The organism is Deltaproteobacteria bacterium PRO3 (assembly GCA_030263375.1).
GTDB lineage: Bacteria > UBA10199 > UBA10199 > DSSB01 > DSSB01 > DSSB01.
In genome coordinates this window covers 1-18,918 of record SZOV01000066.1, presented here as the reverse complement: position 1 = coordinate 18,918, position 18,918 = coordinate 1, and the positions used below count along the sequence as shown (strand labels likewise).

At 64.3% G+C, this 18,918-nt stretch carries 21 protein-coding genes, 1 other RNA gene and 1 pseudogene; 6 read left to right on the top strand and 17 right to left on the bottom strand.

The window, feature by feature from the left end:
* Positions 1-33: 33 nt before the first annotated feature.
* The 4 genes from FBR05_10740 to FBR05_10725 all read right to left on the bottom strand — a co-directional run bounded on the left by FBR05_10740 (position 34) and on the right by FBR05_10725 (position 3,645).
* Entirely contained in the window at positions 34-822 is a 789-nt protein-coding gene (locus tag FBR05_10740) for a TatD family deoxyribonuclease (GenBank protein MDL1872667.1), read from the bottom strand.
* A gap of 64 nt (positions 823-886) precedes the next feature.
* On the bottom strand, positions 887-1,579 hold the full coding sequence (locus FBR05_10735) for a hypothetical protein (protein ID MDL1872666.1): 693 nt from the start codon (positions 1,577-1,579) through the stop codon (positions 887-889).
* 174 nt (positions 1,580-1,753) lie between these two features.
* Positions 1,754-2,767 carry a signal recognition particle-docking protein FtsY gene (gene ftsY / locus FBR05_10730; protein ID MDL1872665.1) on the bottom strand — a complete coding sequence of 338 codons (1,014 nt, stop codon included), beginning with the start codon at positions 2,765-2,767 and terminating at the stop codon, positions 1,754-1,756.
* Between the two features lie 80 nt (positions 2,768-2,847).
* Positions 2,848-3,645 carry a hypothetical protein gene (locus FBR05_10725; GenBank protein ID MDL1872664.1) on the bottom strand — a complete coding sequence of 266 codons (798 nt, stop codon included), beginning with the start codon at positions 3,643-3,645 and terminating at the stop codon, positions 2,848-2,850.
* Between the two features lie 265 nt (positions 3,646-3,910).
* On the opposite strand from FBR05_10725, the gene FBR05_10720 reads away from it, so the two are divergent.
* The 5 genes from FBR05_10720 to FBR05_10700 are packed head-to-tail and all read left to right on the top strand — an operon-like array spanning position 3,911 to position 8,370.
* Complete coding sequence (locus FBR05_10720; protein ID MDL1872663.1) at positions 3,911-5,035, top strand: ABC transporter substrate-binding protein; 1,125 nt, start codon at positions 3,911-3,913, stop codon at positions 5,033-5,035.
* Between the two features lie 2 nt (positions 5,036-5,037).
* Positions 5,038-5,934 (top strand): branched-chain amino acid ABC transporter permease, encoded by an 897-nt coding sequence (locus FBR05_10715; GenBank protein ID MDL1872662.1) that lies wholly within the window; start codon positions 5,038-5,040, stop codon positions 5,932-5,934.
* A complete protein-coding gene (locus tag FBR05_10710) occupies positions 5,934-6,878 on the top strand; it encodes a branched-chain amino acid ABC transporter permease (GenBank protein ID MDL1872661.1) in 945 nt (314 codons plus the stop codon). Before FBR05_10715 ends, FBR05_10710 begins: the two co-directional genes overlap by 1 nt.
* Entirely contained in the window at positions 6,875-7,648 is a 774-nt protein-coding gene (locus FBR05_10705) for an ABC transporter ATP-binding protein (GenBank protein MDL1872660.1), read from the top strand. Before FBR05_10710 ends, FBR05_10705 begins: the two co-directional genes overlap by 4 nt.
* A 2-nt stretch (positions 7,649-7,650) precedes the next feature.
* Positions 7,651-8,370 carry an ABC transporter ATP-binding protein gene (locus tag FBR05_10700; GenBank protein MDL1872659.1) on the top strand — a complete coding sequence of 240 codons (720 nt, stop codon included), beginning with the start codon at positions 7,651-7,653 and terminating at the stop codon, positions 8,368-8,370.
* A gap of 5 nt (positions 8,371-8,375) precedes the next feature.
* Here FBR05_10700 and FBR05_10695 read toward each other — a convergent pair whose 3' ends face one another.
* The 7 genes from FBR05_10695 to FBR05_10665 all read right to left on the bottom strand — a co-directional run bounded on the left by FBR05_10695 (position 8,376) and on the right by FBR05_10665 (position 13,607).
* Positions 8,376-9,263 (bottom strand): hypothetical protein, encoded by an 888-nt coding sequence (locus FBR05_10695; protein MDL1872658.1) that lies wholly within the window; start codon positions 9,261-9,263, stop codon positions 8,376-8,378.
* Positions 9,264-9,286: 23 nt separating this feature from the next.
* Positions 9,287-9,871: a GTPase domain-containing protein gene (locus FBR05_10690; protein MDL1872657.1), complete on the bottom strand. Its 585-nt coding sequence runs from the start codon at positions 9,869-9,871 to the stop codon at positions 9,287-9,289.
* Between the two features lie 220 nt (positions 9,872-10,091).
* Positions 10,092-10,676, bottom strand: a complete 585-nt coding sequence (gene recR, locus FBR05_10685) for a recombination protein RecR (protein MDL1872656.1) — start codon at positions 10,674-10,676, stop codon at positions 10,092-10,094.
* A gap of 41 nt (positions 10,677-10,717) precedes the next feature.
* Positions 10,718-11,026: a YbaB/EbfC family nucleoid-associated protein gene (locus FBR05_10680; protein ID MDL1872655.1), complete on the bottom strand. Its 309-nt coding sequence runs from the start codon at positions 11,024-11,026 to the stop codon at positions 10,718-10,720.
* Positions 11,013-12,617, bottom strand: coding sequence for a DNA polymerase III subunit gamma/tau (gene dnaX / locus FBR05_10675; protein ID MDL1872654.1), 1,605 nt, complete (start codon positions 12,615-12,617; stop codon positions 11,013-11,015). Before dnaX ends, FBR05_10680 begins: the two co-directional genes overlap by 14 nt.
* Positions 12,618-12,623: 6 nt before the next feature.
* Positions 12,624-12,722: signal recognition particle sRNA small type (ffs, locus tag FBR05_10670), an RNA gene on the bottom strand.
* Between the two features lie 111 nt (positions 12,723-12,833).
* Entirely contained in the window at positions 12,834-13,607 is a 774-nt protein-coding gene (locus FBR05_10665) for a hypothetical protein (GenBank protein MDL1872653.1), read from the bottom strand.
* A gap of 165 nt (positions 13,608-13,772) precedes the next feature.
* On the opposite strand from FBR05_10665, the gene glpK reads away from it, so the two are divergent.
* Positions 13,773-15,254, top strand: coding sequence for a glycerol kinase GlpK (gene glpK / locus FBR05_10660; GenBank protein ID MDL1872652.1), 1,482 nt, complete (start codon positions 13,773-13,775; stop codon positions 15,252-15,254).
* 6 nt (positions 15,255-15,260) lie between these two features.
* Here glpK and FBR05_10655 read toward each other — a convergent pair whose 3' ends face one another.
* The 6 genes and pseudogenes from FBR05_10655 to priA form a co-directional block, all read right to left on the bottom strand.
* Complete coding sequence (locus FBR05_10655) at positions 15,261-15,491, bottom strand: CopG family transcriptional regulator (protein MDL1872651.1); 231 nt, start codon at positions 15,489-15,491, stop codon at positions 15,261-15,263.
* Complete coding sequence (locus FBR05_10650; GenBank protein MDL1872650.1) at positions 15,475-15,738, bottom strand: BrnT family toxin; 264 nt, start codon at positions 15,736-15,738, stop codon at positions 15,475-15,477. Before FBR05_10650 ends, FBR05_10655 begins: the two co-directional genes overlap by 17 nt.
* Positions 15,739-15,774: 36 nt before the next feature.
* On the bottom strand, positions 15,775-16,434 hold the full coding sequence (locus tag FBR05_10645; protein ID MDL1872649.1) for a ribulose-phosphate 3-epimerase: 660 nt from the start codon (positions 16,432-16,434) through the stop codon (positions 15,775-15,777).
* Between the two features lie 8 nt (positions 16,435-16,442).
* Positions 16,443-17,374 (bottom strand): annotated as a pseudogene (locus FBR05_10640) (methionyl-tRNA formyltransferase).
* A gap of 54 nt (positions 17,375-17,428) precedes the next feature.
* Positions 17,429-17,956 (bottom strand): peptide deformylase, encoded by a 528-nt coding sequence (gene def / locus FBR05_10635; protein ID MDL1872648.1) that lies wholly within the window; start codon positions 17,954-17,956, stop codon positions 17,429-17,431.
* Between the two features lie 9 nt (positions 17,957-17,965).
* On the bottom strand, positions 17,966-18,918 hold a 953-nt coding region (gene priA, locus FBR05_10630; protein MDL1872647.1), incomplete at its 5' end, for a primosomal protein N'.

The following is an 18,918-nucleotide window of genomic DNA, read 5'->3' as shown; positions in this document are numbered from 1 at the left end:
ACTTCAGAGTAAACCTGAAGTACCTTCTGAGCTTCAAGCAGTGCTCAGACAGCGCTTGAACAAGCGCTCGAAATTACGGCTGGTGGTCAGCGCGATATCTTCCGGTGCACATCCGCGCAGCTCGGCAATCTGTTGCGCCACATGGACCACATACGACGGATTATTGGTCTTGCCGCGGTATGGCACCGGTGCCAGGTATGGGCTGTCGGTCTCGATCAGCATCCGGTCGAGCGGCAGGCGCCTCGCCGCGTCCTGCGTGACTTCGGCCTTCTTGAAGGTGACGATGCCGGTGAAGGAGACCAAAAAATTCTCGTCGAGGACCCGTTTGCCGAATTCGTAGTCGCCGGAGAAACAGTGGAAGACCCCGCCGACCTCGCGAGCGCCCTCTTCTTTCAAGACCTGCAAAAGCTCGTCGTGGGAGTCGCGGTCGTGGATGACGAGGGGCTTTTTCACCTCGCGGGCCAGGGCGACGAAGCGCCGCAAGGCGGAGAACTGCTCCTCGCGGGTCGAGTGGTTGTAGTGGAAATCGAGGCCCACCTCGCCGATCGCCGCGACCTTGGGGTGGGCGGCGAGCTCGCGGGCCCGCGCCAGGACCACGTCGTCGACCAGCTTGGCGTCGTGCGGGTGGACACCGATCGCGGCGACGACCTCGGGGAAGCGCTCGACCACCTTGAGGGCGCCCTCCATGCTGGCCGTGCCCTCGCCGGAGGCGATGTGCACGATGCGGTCCACTCCCGCCTCGCGGGCGCGCCGCATCATCGGCTCGATTTCCTCGGGCGAGTAGGTGGAAAAGTCGATATGAGCGTGGGTGTCGATATACATAAAAAGCAGGGGCCGTTCGCGAACGGCCCCTACGACTCATGAAACCTGATGGAATCCTAAAACACTACGCCGCCTGCTGCTCCGGCTGCGCCTTCTCCAAGACCACCTCGAGGATGCGCGTCTCGGGGTCGTAGTTCAGGCGGTGCGACTTGATGGGCACGGGGAAGTTGAGCTCGCGCAGGAAGCCCTCGGGGAAGGAGTTGACCCAGCCGCAGAGCTTCTTGACCTTCTCGTCCTCGAGCTTGGCGCGGATCTTGACGTTGCCGCCGTGGATCTCGACCGCGGCCTTGTACTCGGGCATGTCGTCGGGCAGGCCCCACTTGAACTTGAGGCGGTGGTTGGGGACCTTGGCGGGCATGTCGAAACGGACGATGTAGCGGTCTTTTTCTTCGTCGACCGAGGAGGCCATGCCGTAGCGCTTCATGCGTTCCCACTGCGGCTCGAGCTGGTCGCGGACCGCGGCCCAGCGGCGCTCCCAGTCGCTGTTGTCGGTCTCGGCGGGCGCGGCTTCGACCTTCTTCTCGCCCTCCGGTTTGGCGGGCATGGGCATATTGACGAGCTTGATCGCGTCGACCGGGCAGACGGTGACGATGTCCCAGGGATTGAACTTGCCGACCGGCGATTTTTCCTTGGCGATGGCCCGGGTGTGCTCGGCGTTCATCACGAAGATGTCGGGAAAATCGTTGCAGCAGGCGTCACAAGCGATGCAGTCCTCGGTGACGAAATACTCTTCTAATTGGGCAGCCGCTTCAGCCATTTCAAAAACCTCCGCAAAATCAATGCGCTCGACCTATTATCCGGTCCGGGCAAGGGCTGTCAATATCAAGTGTCGAGGTGCCTAAGTGTCGGAGTGTCTAAGTTTCTTTTGCCAAAGGTTTGAGATTTTGCGGTATTGGCGTCAAAAAACTTAAGCACTTCGGCACTTCGACACTTAATTTAGCAATGCGTCGACGAATTCGGTCGCAAAGAAGGGCTGGAGGTCTTCCAGACGCTCGCCCAGGCCCACGTAACGGATGGGCACCCCGATCTCATCGAGGATTCCCACGACGATCCCGCCCTTCGCCGTGCCGTCCAGCTTGGTGAGGATGATGCCGGTCAGGCCCAAGGCCTGGTGGAACTCCCGCGCCTGGTGCAGGGCGTTCTGGCCCTGGGTGGCGTCGACCACCAGAATGATCTCGTGGGGCGCGCCGGGCAGGGCCTTGTCGATCACCCGCCTCACCTTCTTCAGCTCCTCCATCAGGTTGACCTTGGTGTGCAGCCGTCCGGCGGTATCGATCACCACCTTATCGAAATTCCGCGCCACCCCCGCCTTGACCGCGTCGTAGGCCACGGCGGCGGGGTCCGCACCCTCCTTCTGCGCCAGCGTGTTGGCGCCGACCCGCGTCGCCCAGACCTTCAGCTGGTCCACCGCACCGGCGCGGAAGGTGTCGGCCGCGGCCAGGAGGACCGTCTCGTTGTTGTTCCGATAGAGGGAGGCCAGCTTGCCGATGGTGGTCGTCTTTCCCACCCCGTTGACGCCGACGATCATCTGCACGTGAGGCTTCTTCGGGAGCAGCGATTCGGTGGGATGGGCGTTCAAGATCTTCAGGATCTCGGTGCGCAGGTAGCCCTTGAGTAAGTGAATGTCCTTGCGCCCGCTGGCGGTGACGTCCTCGCGGAGATAGCGCAGCAGCTTCTGGGTGGTCTTCACGCCGACGTCCGCCCCGAGCAGGACCTCTTCCAGGTGGGCGTAGACCCCCTCGTCGATGTCCCGGCTGATGCGGATCAATTCGCCTAAGCGGACCTTGAGCTGGTCGTGGGTCTTCTCCAGCCCCAAGGTCATGGTGGAGGCCACCTGGCGCTTGGCCTGACGTTTTCGGTACAGAAATAGGCCGGAAAAGAGCCCCGTCAGCCCGACGAGGCCGGCGCCTAGGTAGATCCCGTATTCCTGGAGAAAGACTTCCATGGTTTAGAAAAAGGCCGGAGGGCTAGTTTGCCCTCCGGCCTGTTCCTGGAGTGGGAATATTTATTCCCAAAATGATTCAGTTATTGCGGCTGCGGGGCCGGGGCCTTGGCCGCCGCCGGGGCCGGCGGGACCGATCCGGGGTTGAGCAGGGCCTCGATGATCTGCTTGAAGGCCGGGAAGGGCTGGGCCCCCTTCAGGGCGACGCCGTTGATGAAGAAGGCCGGGGTCCCCGTGGCGCCGTTGGCCCGGGCGAACTCCATGTCTTCCTTGATAACGGTGTCGTACTTGGTCGACTTGAAATCGACCTCAAACTTCTTGAGGTCCAGGCCGGCCTCTTTGGCCGCCTTCATAATGCCCGCCTCGCTCAAGTCCTGCTGGTTGGCGAAGAGGGCGTCGTGCATCTCCCAAAACTTGCCTTGGTCCTTGGCCGCCATCGAGGCCTTGGCGGCCGGCATGGCGTTGGGGTGGAAGGGCAAGGGGTTGTGGCGGAAGGCCAGGCGGACCTTGCCGTCGTATTCCTTCAGGATCTGGTCGATGGTCGGCAGGACCCGCTTGCAGAAGGGGCATTGGAACTCGGAGAAGACGACCATCGTGATGGGCGCGTTTTCAGCCCCCTTGGTCGGCGCATTGTCGATCGGGACCTTGATCGCGTTTTTGATGCGGTCGGCCAGCGGCAGCTCGGGCGGACGCTGCGGGCGGGCCGCCTTCATGGCCTCTTGGATGGGCTTCTGCAGGGCCTGGGGGTTCTTTTGGATGTAGTCGCCGACGGCCTTCTCCAGCTGCTCTTGGCTGGGACCGCAGGCGGTGGGAACGACCAGGGCGGCGGCCAAGGCGGCGCCGAGCAGGAGCTTCGATAGAGTTTTTGGGAATGACTTCACAATGTTTCCTCCGAGATAAGGTATGAAGAGCCCCGCGATTCTGGGCCACGCAGGGTCTCTGGATGAAATTCTGCGATCTTAAGGAGCTTAAGCCCCCCAGTCAAGCGGGGCTTCGGCAGACCTGCCATACGAGGACCGTTCCGATCCAGCGCATTCTTTGGATAAACGCCCGAAATCCATAAATGACTTGCCAGAAAAAGCCTTTTTAAGTGTTATGGGCGGCGAGGCGCCTTCTCGCCTGGGCTCGCGGCGCCGAGGAGCATCCATGAAAAATCTCTTCCGTTTCGGCCTGGCGGCCCTCGTGGCCTTAAGCGCCTGCAAGAAAAACGAAAACGTCCTGACGCTCGGGGAGTTCGCCTCCTTGACCGGGACGACCGCCACCTTCGGCCAGTCGATGAACGACGGGGTGCAGCTCGCCCTGGAAGAGGTCAACAAGACCGGCGGCCTCCTGGGCAAGCAGGTCGAGGTGATCGTCGAGGACGACCAAAGCAAGCCGGAAGAGGCCCGCACCGCGGTCCTGAAGCTGATCAAACAAAACCAGGTCAAGGCCCTGATCGGCGAGGTCGCCTCCTCCCGCAGCCTGGCCGCCGCCCCCGAGGCCCAGAAGAGCAAGATTCCGATGATCTCGCCCGCCTCGACCAACCCCAAGGTCACCGAGGTGGGCGACTACATCTTCCGCGCCTGCTTCGTCGATACCTTCCAAGGTTCCTCGATGGCCCGCTTCGCCTTCAACGACTTGGGGCTGCGCAAGGTCGCCATCCTCTACGACATCAAGAACGACTACAGCGTGGGCCTGATGGAGTTCTTCGAAAAGACCTTCAAAGAATTGGGCGGCGAGATCGTCGCCAAACAGAGCTACTCGGAGGGCGACATCGAGTTCCGAGCCCAGCTCACCGACATCAAGAGCGCCGCTCCGCAGGCCATCTACGTCCCCGGCTACTACACCGAGGTGGGCCTGATCGCCCGCCAGGCCCGCGACCTGGGCCTCAACGTCCCGCTGATGGGCGGGGACGGCTGGGACAGCCCGAAGACCCTCGAGATCGGCGGCGCCGCGGTGGAGGGCAGCTATTTCAGCAACCACTACTCCGCGGACGACCCCTCGCCGGTGGTCCAGGACTTCATCAAGAAATACCAGGCCAAGTTCGGCAAGGTCCCCGACGCGATGGCGGTCCTGGGTTATGACGCGGCCAACATCCTCTTTGACGCGATCAAGCGCGCGGGCAGCGACGAGGGCCCGAAGATCCGCGACGCGCTCGCCGCCACCAAGGACTTTCAAGGCGTCACCGGCAGCATCACGATGGACGCGCAGCGCAACGCCAAGAAGAAGATCGTCATCCTGAAGATCGAGGGCGGGAAGGTGAAATTCCACAAGTCGCTGGATCCGGCGTAGGAATGACCGAATTTTTCCAACAACTCGTCAACGGCCTGGCCTGGGGCAGCATCTACGCGCTCATCGCCCTGGGCTACACCATGGTCTACGGCGTCCTGCGGCTGATCAACTTCGCCCACGGCGACGTCTACATGGTGGGCGCGATGGTGGGCTACTACGCCGCCCGCCTGGTGACCGGGGGCGGGACCTTCGCGCGCTTCGCCTTCGTCATGCTCTCGGCCATGCTGGTCTGCGCGCTGCTGGGCGCCCTGATCGAGCGCCTCGCCTACCGTCCGCTGCGCCAAGCCCCGCGCATCAACGCCCTGATCACCGCGATCGGCGTCTCGCTCTTCCTGGAGTACTTCGGCCAGTGGCTGTTCGGGGCCGACCCGAAATTCTTTCCCACCCTGATCGAGACCCGCGAGGTCGTCAACTTCCACGGCGTCGTCGTCAACAACATCCAGCTCGCCATCTTCATCGTCAGCTTCGTCCTGATGTTCGGGCTGCGCTTCGTCGTGCAAAAGACCAAGGCCGGCAAGGCGATGCGCGCGGTGTCGTTCAGCCATACGGCGAGTCACCTGGTGGGCATCAACGTCAACCGCATCATCAGTCTCACCTTCGTCCTGGGCTCGGTGTTGGCCGCGGCCGCCGGTATCCTGGTGGGACTCTCCAACCCGAAGATCGACCCGTTGATGGGCCTGATGCCGGGGCTGAAGGCCTTCGTCGCGGCGGTCCTGGGCGGGATCGGCAACATCCCCGGGGCCTTGATCGGCGGCCTGATCATGGGCGTCGCCGAGACGCTGGTCGCGGGCTACATCTCCAGCACCTACCGCAACGCCCTGGCCTTCATCATATTAATTCTCATCCTCTTGTTCCGTCCGGAAGGAATTTTGGGGAAGAGCACGCGGGAGAAGGTCTGATGAAGCGTCTCCTCGCCGTCCTGCTCTGCGTCGCCGTCCTGTGGGGCTTGAATCGCGCCTTCGACGCCTACCTCAACCCCTACTACCTGCAGATCCTGGTCTACATCGGGATCAACGTCGTCATGGCGACCTCGCTCAACCTGATCAACGGCTACACGGGGCAGTTCAACTTGGGGCACGCCGGCTTCATGGCGGTCGGGGCCTACGCCTCGGCGGCCTTCAGCGTCTATGCGCACCCGGCGCTGCGCGGGCTGCTGGGTTTCCTGCCGGCGACGGCCCTGGATCCTTTGCTTTTCCTCGTCTCTCTCGCCGTCGGGGTCTGCGCCGCCATCCTCTCCGGCCTGGCGATCGGACTCCCGACCTTAAGGCTGCGCGGCGACTACCTGGCGATCGCGACCCTGGGCTTCGGCGAGATCGTCCTGGTCGTCATCAACAACATGGAGGTCGTCGGCGGGGCGCGGGGCTTCTCCGACATCCCCGGCTATGCGAACTTCTTCTGGGTCTTCCTCTTCGCCGCACTCACCGTCTACGTGATCGGACGGATCACCCGGACGGCGAAGGGCCTGAGCTTCGCGGCGATCCGCGAGGACGAGATCGCGGCCCTCTCCCTGGGCATCTCCAACACCCGCGTCAAGGTGACGGCCTTCGTGATCGGCGCGGGCTTCGCGGGCCTTGGAGGAGGGCTCTACGCCCACTATTTGAACTACCTGCACGTCAACAGCTTCGGTTTTTTGAAATCCGTCGACTTCGTCGTCATGGTCGTCTTGGGCGGCATGGGGAATCTCTGGGGGGTGGTGATCGCCGCCGCCCTGCTGACCATGCTCCCCGAACTGCTGCGCGGCTTCGCGGAGTGGCGGATGATCCTCTACAGCCTGCTCATCATCGCGACGATGCTGCTGCGCTCGAAGGGGGTATCGATCAAACAATGGGTTAGGTCGTCATGACGCTTTTGGAAGTCCAAGACTGCGGCATCTCCTTCGGCGGGCTCAAGGCCCTCTCGGGCTTGAGCTTCTCGCTAAAGGCCCAGGAGCTGATGGCCATCATCGGGCCCAACGGTGCGGGCAAGACCACCTTCTTCAACCTGCTGACCGGCGTCTACGTCCCCACCTCCGGGGAGCTGCGTTTCCAAGACACCCTGCTCAACCCGCTCAAGCCGCAGGAGATCAACCGCCTGGGCGTCGCCCGCACCTTCCAGAACATCCGCCTCTTCCCGGACTTAAGCGTCTTGGACAACGTCCGCGCGGCCTGCTACCAGCGCGTCGGCTACTCGCTGTGGGACGCGGTCCTCGCGGGAAAGAAATTCCATGCGGAAGAAGCCGCCATCGCCGCCGAGGCCGAGGCCCTGCTCGAGCGCTTTCACCTGGCCGAACACCGCGACGAACGCGCCAAGAACCTCTCTTACGGCGACCAGCGCCGCCTCGAGATGGTCCGCGCGCTGGCGACCCGGCCCAAGCTGCTGCTGCTCGACGAGCCTGCCGCCGGCATGAACGCCTCCGAGAAGCGCGAGCTCATCGAACTGATCCGGCGCCTTCACGAGGAGCTGAAACTCTCGATCCTGCTGATCGAGCACGACATGGCGGTGGTGATGAACCTCTGCCCGCGCATCCTGGTGCTGGACTACGGCGTCCCCATCGCCGAGGGCACGCCCGAGCAGATCCGCAGCGACCCCAAGGTCATCGAGGCCTACCTGGGAGAAAGGGCGCCGAAGCTTTAGCCATGCTCACGATCCAAGACCTCCACGTCCACTACGGCGCCATCCACGCCCTGAAAGGCGTGAGCCTCCACGTCAAGGCGGGCGAGATCGTCACGCTGATCGGCAGCAACGGCGCCGGCAAGACGACGCTGGTGCGCAGCATCTCCGGCCTGATCCGGCCGAGCCGCGGCAGCCTGCGCTACGAGACGCCCGGCCACCAGGTCGACCTGGCCCGCGAGCCCAGCCACCGCATCGTCGCGCACGGGGTCGCCCAAGTCCCGGAGGGGCGCATGATCTTCGCCAACTTGAGCGTGAAGGAAAATTTGGAGCTGGGCGCCTACGGACGCCGCGACCGCAAGAATTTCGCCGGCGATATGGAACGGATCTTCGGCCTCTTCCCGCGGCTGCGCGAGCGCATCGCCCAGAGCGCGGGCACGCTCAGCGGCGGCGAGCAGCAGATGCTCGCGATCGGCCGCGCCCTGATGAGCCGGCCCACGTTGCTGTTGCTTGACGAACCCTCGCTGGGCATCGCGCCGGCCCTGGTGCAGCAGATCTTCAAGACCCTGAAGGAGATCAACCGGGAGGGGACCACGCTGTTGCTGATCGAGCAGGACGCCTACCTGGCCCTCGAGACCGCCGACCGCGCCTACGTGCTGGAAACCGGCGAGATCACGATGGAGGGCAAGGCCTCGGAGCTCTTGAAGGATCCCGCCGTACGGAAGGCCTACCTGGGCGAGGTGTAGCGCCGCTACTTGACCTGGAAGCCCTGGAGTTGGTTCTTCGAAACCGTCCCCCGCAGTCCCCGAAAATAGACCTCGTAAACGCCGCGTTCCTTGCAGGTATCCAGGATGACGACCGGGGAGCCCCGGTGCGGGATTTTCTCCGTGCGGGCCGTCGGCTCCAGGCCGCAGGGCAAGGAACCTTCGGGAACACGGAGGGGGACCTCGTCTTGGACGGTGCGCGCGGTGAGCGGAAAGCGGGGCAGGAGCCGCAACGGGGCCTGGCGCTGCAGGAGGGTCTGCATCGAAATCTCCGCGCAGGCACCCTTCTCTTCCTCGTTGCCAGCGCAATAACGAAACTTCCCGGCCTGCGTCGCCTTTTCCAAAATGCCGCCCGCGTGAACCAGGGGTTGGTTCGAATCCAGGGAAAAGATCCAAAAGCCCGTGTTGCCGATCCCGGAATTCGACTCGCGGATCAGTAAATAAGTCTTCCCGCCCTCCGCCAGCGCCTCCATCGCGAGGTTGTCGCAGCTCCCGAGGACCGGCTCGATCCGCGTCCCGCGAAGGTCCGAGCGGAAGATCGCCATGCCGTCGCTCTCGAAACCGCAGCCGGTCAAGACCGTGTAGTAGAGGTATTTTCCCTCGGGATCCAGATACCAGGCCGGATACCCCGCTTGATCGCCGTAGCCTTCGAGGAGGGCGACGCCCCAACGCAGGGAAAAGCGGTCGATGGGGTATTCCTTCCCGTCCACGACGGTGAACAGACGGCGATAGCTCTCCCCCGCCTCCGGCGCGGCCTTCAGGCGAAGCGCGACGCCCTTTTTGTGGGTGGCGATATCCTGGGTTTGCGCCGCGGCGGACGCGATTACCGCGAGGAAGGCGGCTCCGAAAATGAAGAGGTTCCGAAAAGGCTTCATGGCGGGGACCCGGCGCCTTAAGGCTAGGCGCTCTCCGCGTAGTCGCGGATTACGTCCTTCGCGATGCGGCTGAAGGCCTCGAAGACGCCCTCGCCCTGCTTCGCCACCGTCTCGAAGTCGGGCTTTTTGAAGGGGTTGAGCAGCTTGCGCATCGCCTCGAGGTTGGCGACGTTGGGGAGGTCGCGCTTGTTGTACTGCACGAGGAGCGGGACCTTATCGAGGCTCAAGGCCTGCTCGGTCAAGTTGGTCTGGAGGCTCTCCATCGAGCGGAGGTTGGCCTCCATCTGGTCGACCGAGCTGTCCGCGACGAAGACGATGCCGTCGACGCCCTTCAGGATCAGCTTGCGGCTGTCTTCGTACAGAACTTGGCCGGGCACCGTGTAGAGGTGGAAGCGGGTCTTGTAGCCGTCCACCTCGCTCAAGAATAAAGGCATGAAATCGAAGAACAAAGTCCGCTCGTTCGACTCCTGCTGGATCAGCTTGGACTTGGAGCTCCCCTTGGTCTTCTCGAAGAGGTACTCGAGGCAGGTGGTCTTTCCGGACTGGGCGGGGCCGTAATAGACGATTTTGAAGTTAATCTCTTTTTGCTGGTAATTGATGAAGGACATATTTGGGCGAATTCTAGGAAGCGGGTTCTCTACATGTCAAGGCTTACTAGGTTTCGTTCACGGGACACCCAATCACTTGCGGTGCCCGAAACAAGAGGCGATTCCCAATGGGTCCTGTCCGGTCTGCACCCCCACCGTGCTCGCAAGCTGCGCGCGGCGGGGGACCCCCGCCCGGCCACCCATTGGGAATCGCCTCTTGTTTCGGGAATTATTATTATTCTTACCGGCGACCTTCGATAGCGCGCTTGAGCGTCAGCGGATCGAGATACTCGATGCCTCCTCCCACCGGCACGCCCGAGGCGATGCGCGTCACTTTCACGCCCAGGGGAGCGAGGATCTTCATCAAATAAAGCGCCGTGGCCTCGCCCTCGACGTTGGGGTTGGTCGCGAGGATCACCTCGGCCAAGCCCTCGCCGGAGAGCCGTGCCAGTAGCTCGGCGATCTTGAGGTCGTCGGGGCCGACGCCCTCCAAGGGCGAGATCGCGCCGTGCAAGATGTGGTACTGCCCGCGGTAGGATTGGCTGCGCTCGATCGCGAGCAAGTCCTGCGGCGTCTCGACCACCAGTACGGTCTTGGCGTCGCGCTTCAGGTCGGCGCAGAGGCGGCAGGGGTTTTGCTCGGTGAGATTTTGGCAGCGTTTGCACAGGCTCACCTTGTCGTGCAGGTCGGCCAGCGCGGCCGAGAGCTCCTTCGCGTAGCCGGGCTTCTGCCGCAGGATGAAGAAGGTCAGGCGCGTCGCCGTCTTCTCGCCGATGCCCGGGAGTTGGCTTAAATAATGAACCAATCTGTCGATGGGTGAGGCCAATTTCTACCAACGCCCGTGTGGGGCACGGGGTCCTCTTCGAATTAAAACATCCCCGGCAGGCCCATGCCGCCCATCAGCGAGGACATCTCTTTTTGCATCTCCTCCGCCGCGCGGCGGTGGGCCTCGTTGACGGCGGCGACGATCAGGTCTTGCAGCATGGGGATGTCGCTCTTGTCGACCACGTCGGGCTCGATCTTGAGCTCGAGCAATTCCTGCTTGCCGTTGATCTTGGCGGTGACCATGCCGCCGCCGCTGCTGGCCTCGAAGACCCGCTGCGCCAGCGCCTCCTGCTTCTGCGCCATCTCGCGCTGCATCTTCTGGGCCTGCTTCATCAGCTTATTCATGTCCATGGGTTTTCACCTCTTGAAGGGTAGCGTTCAAAATTTCCATCGCCTGGGCCACCACCGGGTCCGGCGGGGGCAGCGGCGGACCTTGGTCGACGACCGGCGCGGCGGACCGGCCTTTGGCCTCTTGCCGCACCTCGACCTGCACCGGCGTGCCCAGTTCTTGGCTTAAGGCCTCGGCCAGGACGCCGCGCTTTTCGGAAAACATCTCGGCCTCGAAGGCGCCCGGCGCGAAGACCACCGTGAAACGCTCGCCCTCCCAGTACCTCGCCAGCGCGGGCGCCAGCAGGGCCTGGAGCTGGGGACGCTTCTTCAAGACGCGGTCGAGGACGTCGCTGTTGGGGTGCGAATGGAGCGCGGCGGGCGCCGGGGCCTCAAAAGAGTTGGCCTGGGAAACCGGGGCGGCCGGGGACGGGCTTGGGGCCTGGGTCCCGCGCTGGCCGGGACTCGCCGGGAGCGAGGCCCCCGCGACGCCCTTCCCCGCCAGGATCTGCGGCAGGGACTGGTAGGGCGTGCCGTGGACCAGCTTCACGATCATCAGGTCGAACAAGATCTTGGGCGACTCGCTGCGCGCGATCTCCTCGGTGCCGCGGTAGAGGGTTTGGAAGGCGATCTGCAGGTCGGGGAGCGCGACCGAGGCGATGGCCTTTTCCATCACGGCCAGCTGGTCCGCCGTGACGCCCTCGCCCAAGGCCGCGGCGCCGGCCGCCTTGAGCAGCGTCAGGTCGTGGAGGTACTCGACCCACTGCACCGCGATCTGCCGCAGGTCGAAGCCGCGGTGGTAGAGGTCCTCCGCCTTGGCCAGGGCCTCGGGGAGCTTCCCCTGCAGGCAGTCGGCCGTCAGGTCCTCGATCAGCGTGGCCGCGGCCAGGCCCAGCATCTCGCGGATCTTCTCGACCTGCAGCTTGTCGCCGCAGAGGCCGATCGCCATGTCGAGCAGGCTCTGCGAGTCGCGCATCGAGCCCTCGGCCGCGCGCGCCAGCAGGTCGAGGCTCGCGGGGTCGCTGCCGACCTTTTCCTCGCGGCAGATCTTCTCGAGGTGCTCGCGGATCTGGGCCTGGGAGAGGCGGCGCAGGTCGAAGCGCTGGCAACGCGAAAGAATCGTGACGGGGATCTTGTGCACCTCGGTGGTGGCGAAGACGAAGACGACGTGCGGCGGCGGCTCCTCGAGGGTCTTGAGCAGGGCGTTGAAGGCCGCGTTCGAGAGCATGTGCACTTCGTCGATGATGTAGATCTTGTACTTGCCGGCGGCGGGCATGTACTTCACCTGCTCGCGCAGCTCGCGGACACTCTCGACGCTGGTGTTGCTGGCGCCGTCGATCTCTTGGACGTCGAGGAAGCTGCCCTTGGTGATCGCCTGGCAGTTGGAGCACTGGTTGCACGGCTGGGCGGTGGGGCCCTGCTCGCAGTTGAGGGCCTTGGCGAAGATGCGGGCCAGCGAGGTCTTGCCGATCCCGCGCGCGCCGGTCAGCAGATAGGCGTGGTGCAGGCGGTTCTTGAGGATGGCGTTCTTCCAGGTCTCGGTGACGTGCTCCTGCCCGACCACCTCGTCGAAGCCCTGCGGACGGTATTTTCTGGCCAGTACCTGATAGGACATAAAAAAGGTGGCCAGGTGATCTCGCTGCACAGCCGAAAACCACTACCGTTGCTTCCTTCCGGACCTGGCGGGATTTGCGGCCCCGACTTGCGCGAGGACCCGGCCACGGCTTGAAATAGGACAGATCCGAGGGGGGTGGCAAGGACCAAATCCCTGGAATGAAAAAGGCCCCTGCGCGGGGCCTTTTTCGCGGAAATTCGGAATATATTGGTCGGCTTAGCCGCGGGGCCGGACGTCGCTTGGGCCATCCGTGCGGACGTCGCCACGCGCGTCGGTGCGGACGTCCAGGGCCGCGTCGCGACCGGAGTCGGGACGGGCGTCCATCGCGGCATCCTGGCGGATCACGTCGACCCGCGCATCGCCGCGGGCGTCGGTCCGGGCGTCGCCACGCGCATCCGCGCGCGCGTCGACTCGGGCGTCCGTACGACTGTCCCGGCGGGCGTCGGCATGGGCGTCGTCTAAGTCGCAGACCGGGGCGCAGCCGCCGCCCAAGGCCGCGGCCGCTCCGGCGAAGGCGACGAAGGTGGCCAGGGGCAGGGCGGAGACTAGGGCGACTCCGACGCCCAGCGCACGCTGGGCGGCCGTGGCGCCGCTCCACCAGCCGAAACTATAGAGCTCCTCGACGTCGGCCCAAAAACCTCCCTCATTCGCCGGCCGGACCGGCTGGGTCGGGGCGGCGGAGGGGTGGGCCTGGGGCGCGGGGGGCGGCAGCGGGGCTGAGGCGCCGGGCGCTTGGGCGCCCGAGTTCTGCGGCGGCCGCGCCGGGGGCAGGGCCTGCGGGGCGTTGCGGAACAAATTCACGCCGGGGATGCGGTGAAACTCTTCCTGGCAGCGGCGTCCCATCCCCACGTAGGACATCCCGCGCGCCTCGTCGTGGATGACCACGGGCTCGGGCGCGCCGCAGACCGGGCGCGGCAGCTCGCAAGAGTCGATCACGCTCAGGGTCTCGGTGGAAATGGGGGATGGACAGTAGTTAATCGGGGGCGTCATGAGAGGTTCTCCTGTGGTGCCCACCGAAGGAGTGCGTGCCCTTATTTTCGACCGAGCGGCCGCAAGGTTGCGGTTTCGGGGCCGGCATTTTAATGCTTGGCGGAAAAACCCTTCTATATTAGTAGCTTCCCGAATTTCCCCAGACCTATCCCCAAAGGAGCTCCCATGTCCGATCTCGTCATGGCCATCGACCAAGGCACCACCGGCACCACCGTCCTCATCCTCGACCACGAGCTCAACCTCCTGGCGAAGAAGAACAACGAGTTCCCGCAGTATTACCCCGAGCAGGGCTGGGTCGAGCACGACCTGGACGAGATCTGGGCCTGCACCGTCAAGACGATCGGCGAGGCCATCCAGATCGCCGGCATCGACCCCAAGCGCATCGCCGCCATCGGCATCACCAACCAGCGCGAGACGACGGGAATATGGGACAAGGGCAACGGCAAGCCCATCGACAAGGCCATCGTCTGGCAGGACCGCCGCACCGCCGACTTCTGCAACGCCCTCAAGAAAAAGCCGGGGATGGAGGCCAAGATCCGGAAGAAGACCGGCCTGGTGATCGACGCCTACTTCAGCGGCACCAAGATCAAGTGGCTGCTCGACCACGTCCCGCACGCGCGGCAGCGCGCCAAGGCCGGCGAGTTGGCCTTCGGCACCATCGACACCTTCTTGGTGTACCGCCTGAGCGGCGGCGCCGCGCACGTCACCGACGTCTCCAACGCCTCGCGCACCCTGCTGATGAACCTCAAGACCTTGGCCTGGGACCCCGAGCTGCTCAAGATCTTCTCGGTGCCCGCCGAGGTGCTGCCCAAGATCGCCTCCAGCTCCGAGATCTACGCCCACACCTCCGGCGTGCCCGGCCTGCCCGACGGCATCCCCATCTCCGGGATGGCGGGCGACCAGCAGGCGGCCCTCTTCGGCCAGGCCTGCTTCGACGCGGGCGCGGCGAAGTGCACCTTCGGCACGGGCTCCTTCATCCTGATGAACACGGGGAGCAAGATCGTGGCGAGCAAGAACAAGATGCTGACCACCGTCGCCTGGAAGATCGGCAAGAAAGTAAATTACGCCCTGGAGGGCTCCGCCTTCATCGCGGGCGCGGCGGTGCAGTGGCTGCGCGACGGCCTCAAGACCATCGATTCGGCCGCCGAGATCGAGTCGCTGGCGGAGAGCGTCCCCGACTCCGGCGGCGTGACCTTCGTCCCGGCCCTGGTCGGCCTCGGCGCGCCGCACTGGCGCCAGGAGGCCCGCGGACTGATCAGCGGCATCACCCGCGCCACCACCCGCGCGCACCTGGCGCGGGCGACCCTCGAGGGCATCGCCTTCCTGCAGTACGACATCCTCCAGGCCATGGCGAAGGACTTGGGCAAGAAATTGAAGGTGCTCAAGGTCGACGGCGGCGCTTCGGTCAACAACCTCCTGATGCAGTTCTTGGCCGACATCCTGCGCGTCGACATCGTTCGCCCGAAGATGGTCGAGACCACCGGCCTGGGCGCGGCCTTCCTGGCCGGGCTGGCGGTGGGCGTCTGGAAGAACGAGCTGGACATCACCAAGAGCTGGATCAAGGACCGCGACTTCATGCCGACCCTGGCCCCGGCCGCGGCGAAGAAGCACGTCGAACGCTGGCAGGCGGCGGTGAAGAAGGCTTAAATAGGTTTATTTTCTGGAAGGAATGAGATCCAAACGCTCGGCAATCCAATACTTGATCAAGGCTTGGCGCGTGAGGCCCAATTCACGGGCCTTGAGGTCGATGCGCTTCAGCACCATCGGAGTGAAATCGATGTTCACCCGCTTGGTTTTCGTGTCGAGCAGGTCGGCGATGTCGTTTTCTTCGAAGTAGGCGTCGAATTCCTGAGCGTTCTTAGGTTTTTTAGAGGCTTTTTTCATAAAGCTTGGCCTCCTTTTCACGGGAGCGGCGACAACTGATAATCCGAATACGGTCGCCTCGGATCGTATATATACAGGTAAATAACTTTCCATCCAGTGGGCCAATGATGGCGAAGCGGTTTTCGAACTCCGCTCTTGCCAAAAAATTCACGTAAGGCCCTTGCCAAATTTCTTGAGCAACTACGAAATCGACGCCGTGTTTTTGCAGGTTGCTGCGGCTTTTGGCGGCATCGAACTCGAATTTCACGGAAAAATCATACCAAAATGGTATAGATTTGCAACCTTATTGGCGGAGGGATCGGCGCATTTCGGCGATGGTGTCGGCGTAATTGTTCGATTGGAAGATCGCCGAGCCGGCGACGAAGATGTCGACGCCGGCCGCCGAGACCTCGGCGATGTTCTCGACCTTGACGCCGCCGTCGATCTCGATCTGGAAATTCAGCTTATGCTCGCGCCGCATCTGGTCGAGCTCCGCCACCTTCTTGAAGGCCGCGGGGATGAACTTCTGCCCGCCGAAGCCCGGATTGACTGTCATCACCAGGATGAAATCCACCTCGTCCAGGATATAGCCCATTGCGGCGACCGGCGTGTGCGGGTTGAGGGCGATCCCCGCCTTGGCGCCGAGCGAGCGGATCAGCTGGATCGAGCGGTGCAGGTGGCGCGAGGCCTCGACATGGACGCTGATGTAATTCGCGCCGGCCTTGACGAACTCGGCGACGTATTGGTCGGGGTGGTCGATCATCAGGTGCGCGTCGATGGGGAGCTTCGTGATCTTGCGCACCGCCTCGAGGACCAGCGGGCCGACGGTGATATTGGGCACGAAGTGGCCGTCCATCACGTCGAAGTGGATGATGTCGGCGCCGGCGGCCTCGACGGCCCGGACTTCGTCTCCCAGGCGGGAGAAGTCGGCGCTCAAGATGGATGGGGCGATCAATTTCGGCATAGGCCTTCCTATTCGAATCTCAGCGGGGTCTTGCCCTGCAAGCCTCGCATAAAATCCTCCGCCGACAAAACGCTTTTTCCCTCCGGCTTAAGCCGCAAAACCTCGAGGCTCCCCGCGCCGCAATCCACCAAAAGCTGCCCCCCGGGGCCGCGACGCAGCGCGCCCGGCGGGCCGGCCTCGGACTCGGGCGCGGGCCTCAGCTCGGTGAAGATCACCCGCTTACCCTCGAGGAAGGCGTAGACCCCGGGCCAGGGGCTCAAGCCCCGGTAACGGTTGAAAATCTCCGTCGCGGGCCGATTCCAGTCGATGCGGCCCTCTTCCTTCTTGAGCAAGGGCGCGTAGCTCGCCTCGGCCTCCCCCTGCGGGGTCGGGTGGATCGTCCCCCGCTCCAAGGCCTCGACCGTCCGGACCAACTGCTCGGCGCCCAGGACGGCGAGGCGCTCCGACAAACTGCCCGCGGTGTCGTCGGGGCGGATCGGCTCGCTCCACTGCATCAATATAGGACCGGTGTCGAGGCCCGCCTCCATCACGATCGTCGTCACGCCGCTCTCCGCATCCCCGTTGATCAGGGCATAGGCGACGCAGGCCGCGCCGCGATATTTGGGCAGCAAGGAAAAATGAAGATTGACGCAGCAGATCTCGGGGATCTCCAGGACCTCGGGCGGGAGGATCTTGCCGTAGGCGACGACCGCGATCAGCTCGGGCCTAAGCTCCCGCAGCGCCGCGGCGAACTCGGGCGTGCGGATTTTTCCGGCTGCCGCACGGGCAGGCCCAGGGCCTCGGCGGCCGCCTTGACCGCAGGCGCCGTCAAGACCTGGCCCCGCCCCTTGGGCCGGTCCGGCTGCGTCACGACCGCGGCGATCTCGTGCCCCGCGGCGTGCAGGGCCTTCAGCGAGGGGACGGCGATCTCGGGGGAACCCATGAAGACGATGCGGGCCATCCGTCAGCGAGGCGTGCTCGCGCAGCGCGAAGCGCGTGAAACCGCGCACCATCGCTACCGCACCACGACCTGCCCCTTTTTGACTTTGTCCTTGTAGAGGTCTTGTTTCAGGCGGCTCAGTTTGTCGAGGATGAGGATCCCGTCCATGTGGTCGACCTCGTGTTGCAGGGCCACGGCCAGCAGGTCCTCTCCGGAGAGCTCGTAGGGACGGCCCTCCCGGTCCAAGCCCTTCACGACCACGCGCTGCGCGCGTTTCACCGGGACGGTCAAGTCGGGGCAGCTCAGGCAGCCCTCCTCCCAGACGACCTCGCCTTCCTTGGAGACAAACTCGGGGTTGATCAGGACCTTCGGATCTCGCTTGATCAGCTCGCCCTCCGGGATGCCGACGTCCAGGACCATGAAGCGCTGCAGGACCCCGACCTGCACCGCTGCCAAGCCCACGCCGGGCGCGGCGTACATCGTCGCAAACATGTCGTCGAGGAGCTTTTGGAAGGCGACGCTGTGGATCTCTTCCGGCTTCACGGGAGCCGAACGCTCGCGCAGGCGCTTGTCGGGGTATTTCAGGATGTCCAACACCATGATTCCAGCCTACTAAAATACGCCGATCGGGTCCACATCGACATGGAGGGCGACGCCCGGCGGCAGCTGCTCCTCGAAATAAGGCAGCTTTTCCTCGAGCAGCCGCCGCATCGCCTCGAATTTCGGCGTGCGCAGCATCACCTGCCAGCGGTAGCGCCCGCGCAGCTTGGCCAGCGCCGCCGGGGCGGGGCCGAGGATGCGCAGCTCGGGGTGGCGGCCGAAGAGCACCGCCAGGTCCTCGGCCAGCTTCCCGCAGGCGCGCTCCACCCGGTCGGCCTGGCTGCCGCTCAACTTCAGGAGGACGACCCGCTGGAAGGGCGGATAGCCGACTTCCTCGCGCTGCGCTCGCTCCCGGGCGAAGAAGCCCTCGAGGTCGTGGCCCAGGGCGGAGACGATGGCGTAGTGCTCGGGACGAAAGGTCTGCAAAAAAACCTCGCCGGGGAGATCGTGGCGCCCCGCCCGCCCAGCGACCTGGGTCACCAGCTGGAAAAGGCGCTCCGCCGCGCGGAAGTCCGGTTGGTTGAGCGTGCTGTCCGCGAGCAGGATGCCCACCAAAGTAAGGCGCTTGAAGTCGTGGCCCTTCGCGACCAGCTGGGTGCCCACCAGGACGTCCAGCTCGCCCGCCGCGAAGTTGCTTAATATTTCCTCGGTGCGCTGCCGCCCGCTGGCCACGTCGCGGTCGAGGCGGGCCAGGCGCAGCTCGGGGTAGCGCTTCTGCAGGGCCTCTTCCAGGCGCTCGGTCCCGGTGCCCATCGCGCGCAGTTCCTCGGAGCCGCACTTCGCGCAGGTCTGCGCGGGCGGGGTCTGAAACTCGCAGTAATGGCAGACCATCGCGGCCGGCCGCTTGTGGTAGGTGAGCGAGATCTCGCAGTTGGGGCAGCGCGGCGCCTCGCCACAGCCGCAGCACAAAAGAAAGGGCGCGAAGCCGCGCCGGTTCAGGAAGAGCAGGGCCTGCTCGCCGCGCC

Excerpts from the sequence above, each read along its gene's own strand:
- FBR05_10655 (MDL1872651.1), bottom strand. The coding sequence starts at position 15,491 with ATGAAAAAAGCCTCTAAAAAACCTAAGAACGCTCAGGAATTCGACGCC.
- FBR05_10735 (MDL1872666.1), bottom strand. The coding sequence starts at position 1,579 with ATGGCTGAAGCGGCTGCCCAATTAGAAGAGTATTTCGTCACCGAGGAC.
- dnaX (MDL1872654.1), bottom strand. The coding sequence starts at position 12,617 with ATGTCCTATCAGGTACTGGCCAGAAAATACCGTCCGCAGGGCTTCGAC.
- FBR05_10720 (MDL1872663.1), top strand. The coding sequence starts at position 3,911 with ATGAAAAATCTCTTCCGTTTCGGCCTGGCGGCCCTCGTGGCCTTAAGC.
- FBR05_10705 (MDL1872660.1), top strand. The coding sequence starts at position 6,875 with ATGACGCTTTTGGAAGTCCAAGACTGCGGCATCTCCTTCGGCGGGCTC.
- glpK (MDL1872652.1), top strand. The coding sequence starts at position 13,773 with ATGTCCGATCTCGTCATGGCCATCGACCAAGGCACCACCGGCACCACC.
- ftsY (MDL1872665.1), bottom strand. The coding sequence starts at position 2,767 with ATGGAAGTCTTTCTCCAGGAATACGGGATCTACCTAGGCGCCGGCCTC.
- FBR05_10645 (MDL1872649.1), bottom strand. The coding sequence starts at position 16,434 with ATGCCGAAATTGATCGCCCCATCCATCTTGAGCGCCGACTTCTCCCGC.
- FBR05_10710 (MDL1872661.1), top strand. The coding sequence starts at position 5,934 with ATGAAGCGTCTCCTCGCCGTCCTGCTCTGCGTCGCCGTCCTGTGGGGC.
- FBR05_10680 (MDL1872655.1), bottom strand. The coding sequence starts at position 11,026 with ATGGACATGAATAAGCTGATGAAGCAGGCCCAGAAGATGCAGCGCGAG.
- FBR05_10695 (MDL1872658.1), bottom strand. The coding sequence starts at position 9,263 with ATGAAGCCTTTTCGGAACCTCTTCATTTTCGGAGCCGCCTTCCTCGCG.
- FBR05_10740 (MDL1872667.1), bottom strand. The coding sequence starts at position 822 with ATGTATATCGACACCCACGCTCATATCGACTTTTCCACCTACTCGCCC.
- FBR05_10715 (MDL1872662.1), top strand. The coding sequence starts at position 5,038 with ATGACCGAATTTTTCCAACAACTCGTCAACGGCCTGGCCTGGGGCAGC.
- FBR05_10690 (MDL1872657.1), bottom strand. The coding sequence starts at position 9,871 with ATGTCCTTCATCAATTACCAGCAAAAAGAGATTAACTTCAAAATCGTC.
- FBR05_10700 (MDL1872659.1), top strand. The coding sequence starts at position 7,651 with ATGCTCACGATCCAAGACCTCCACGTCCACTACGGCGCCATCCACGCC.
- FBR05_10665 (MDL1872653.1), bottom strand. The coding sequence starts at position 13,607 with ATGACGCCCCCGATTAACTACTGTCCATCCCCCATTTCCACCGAGACC.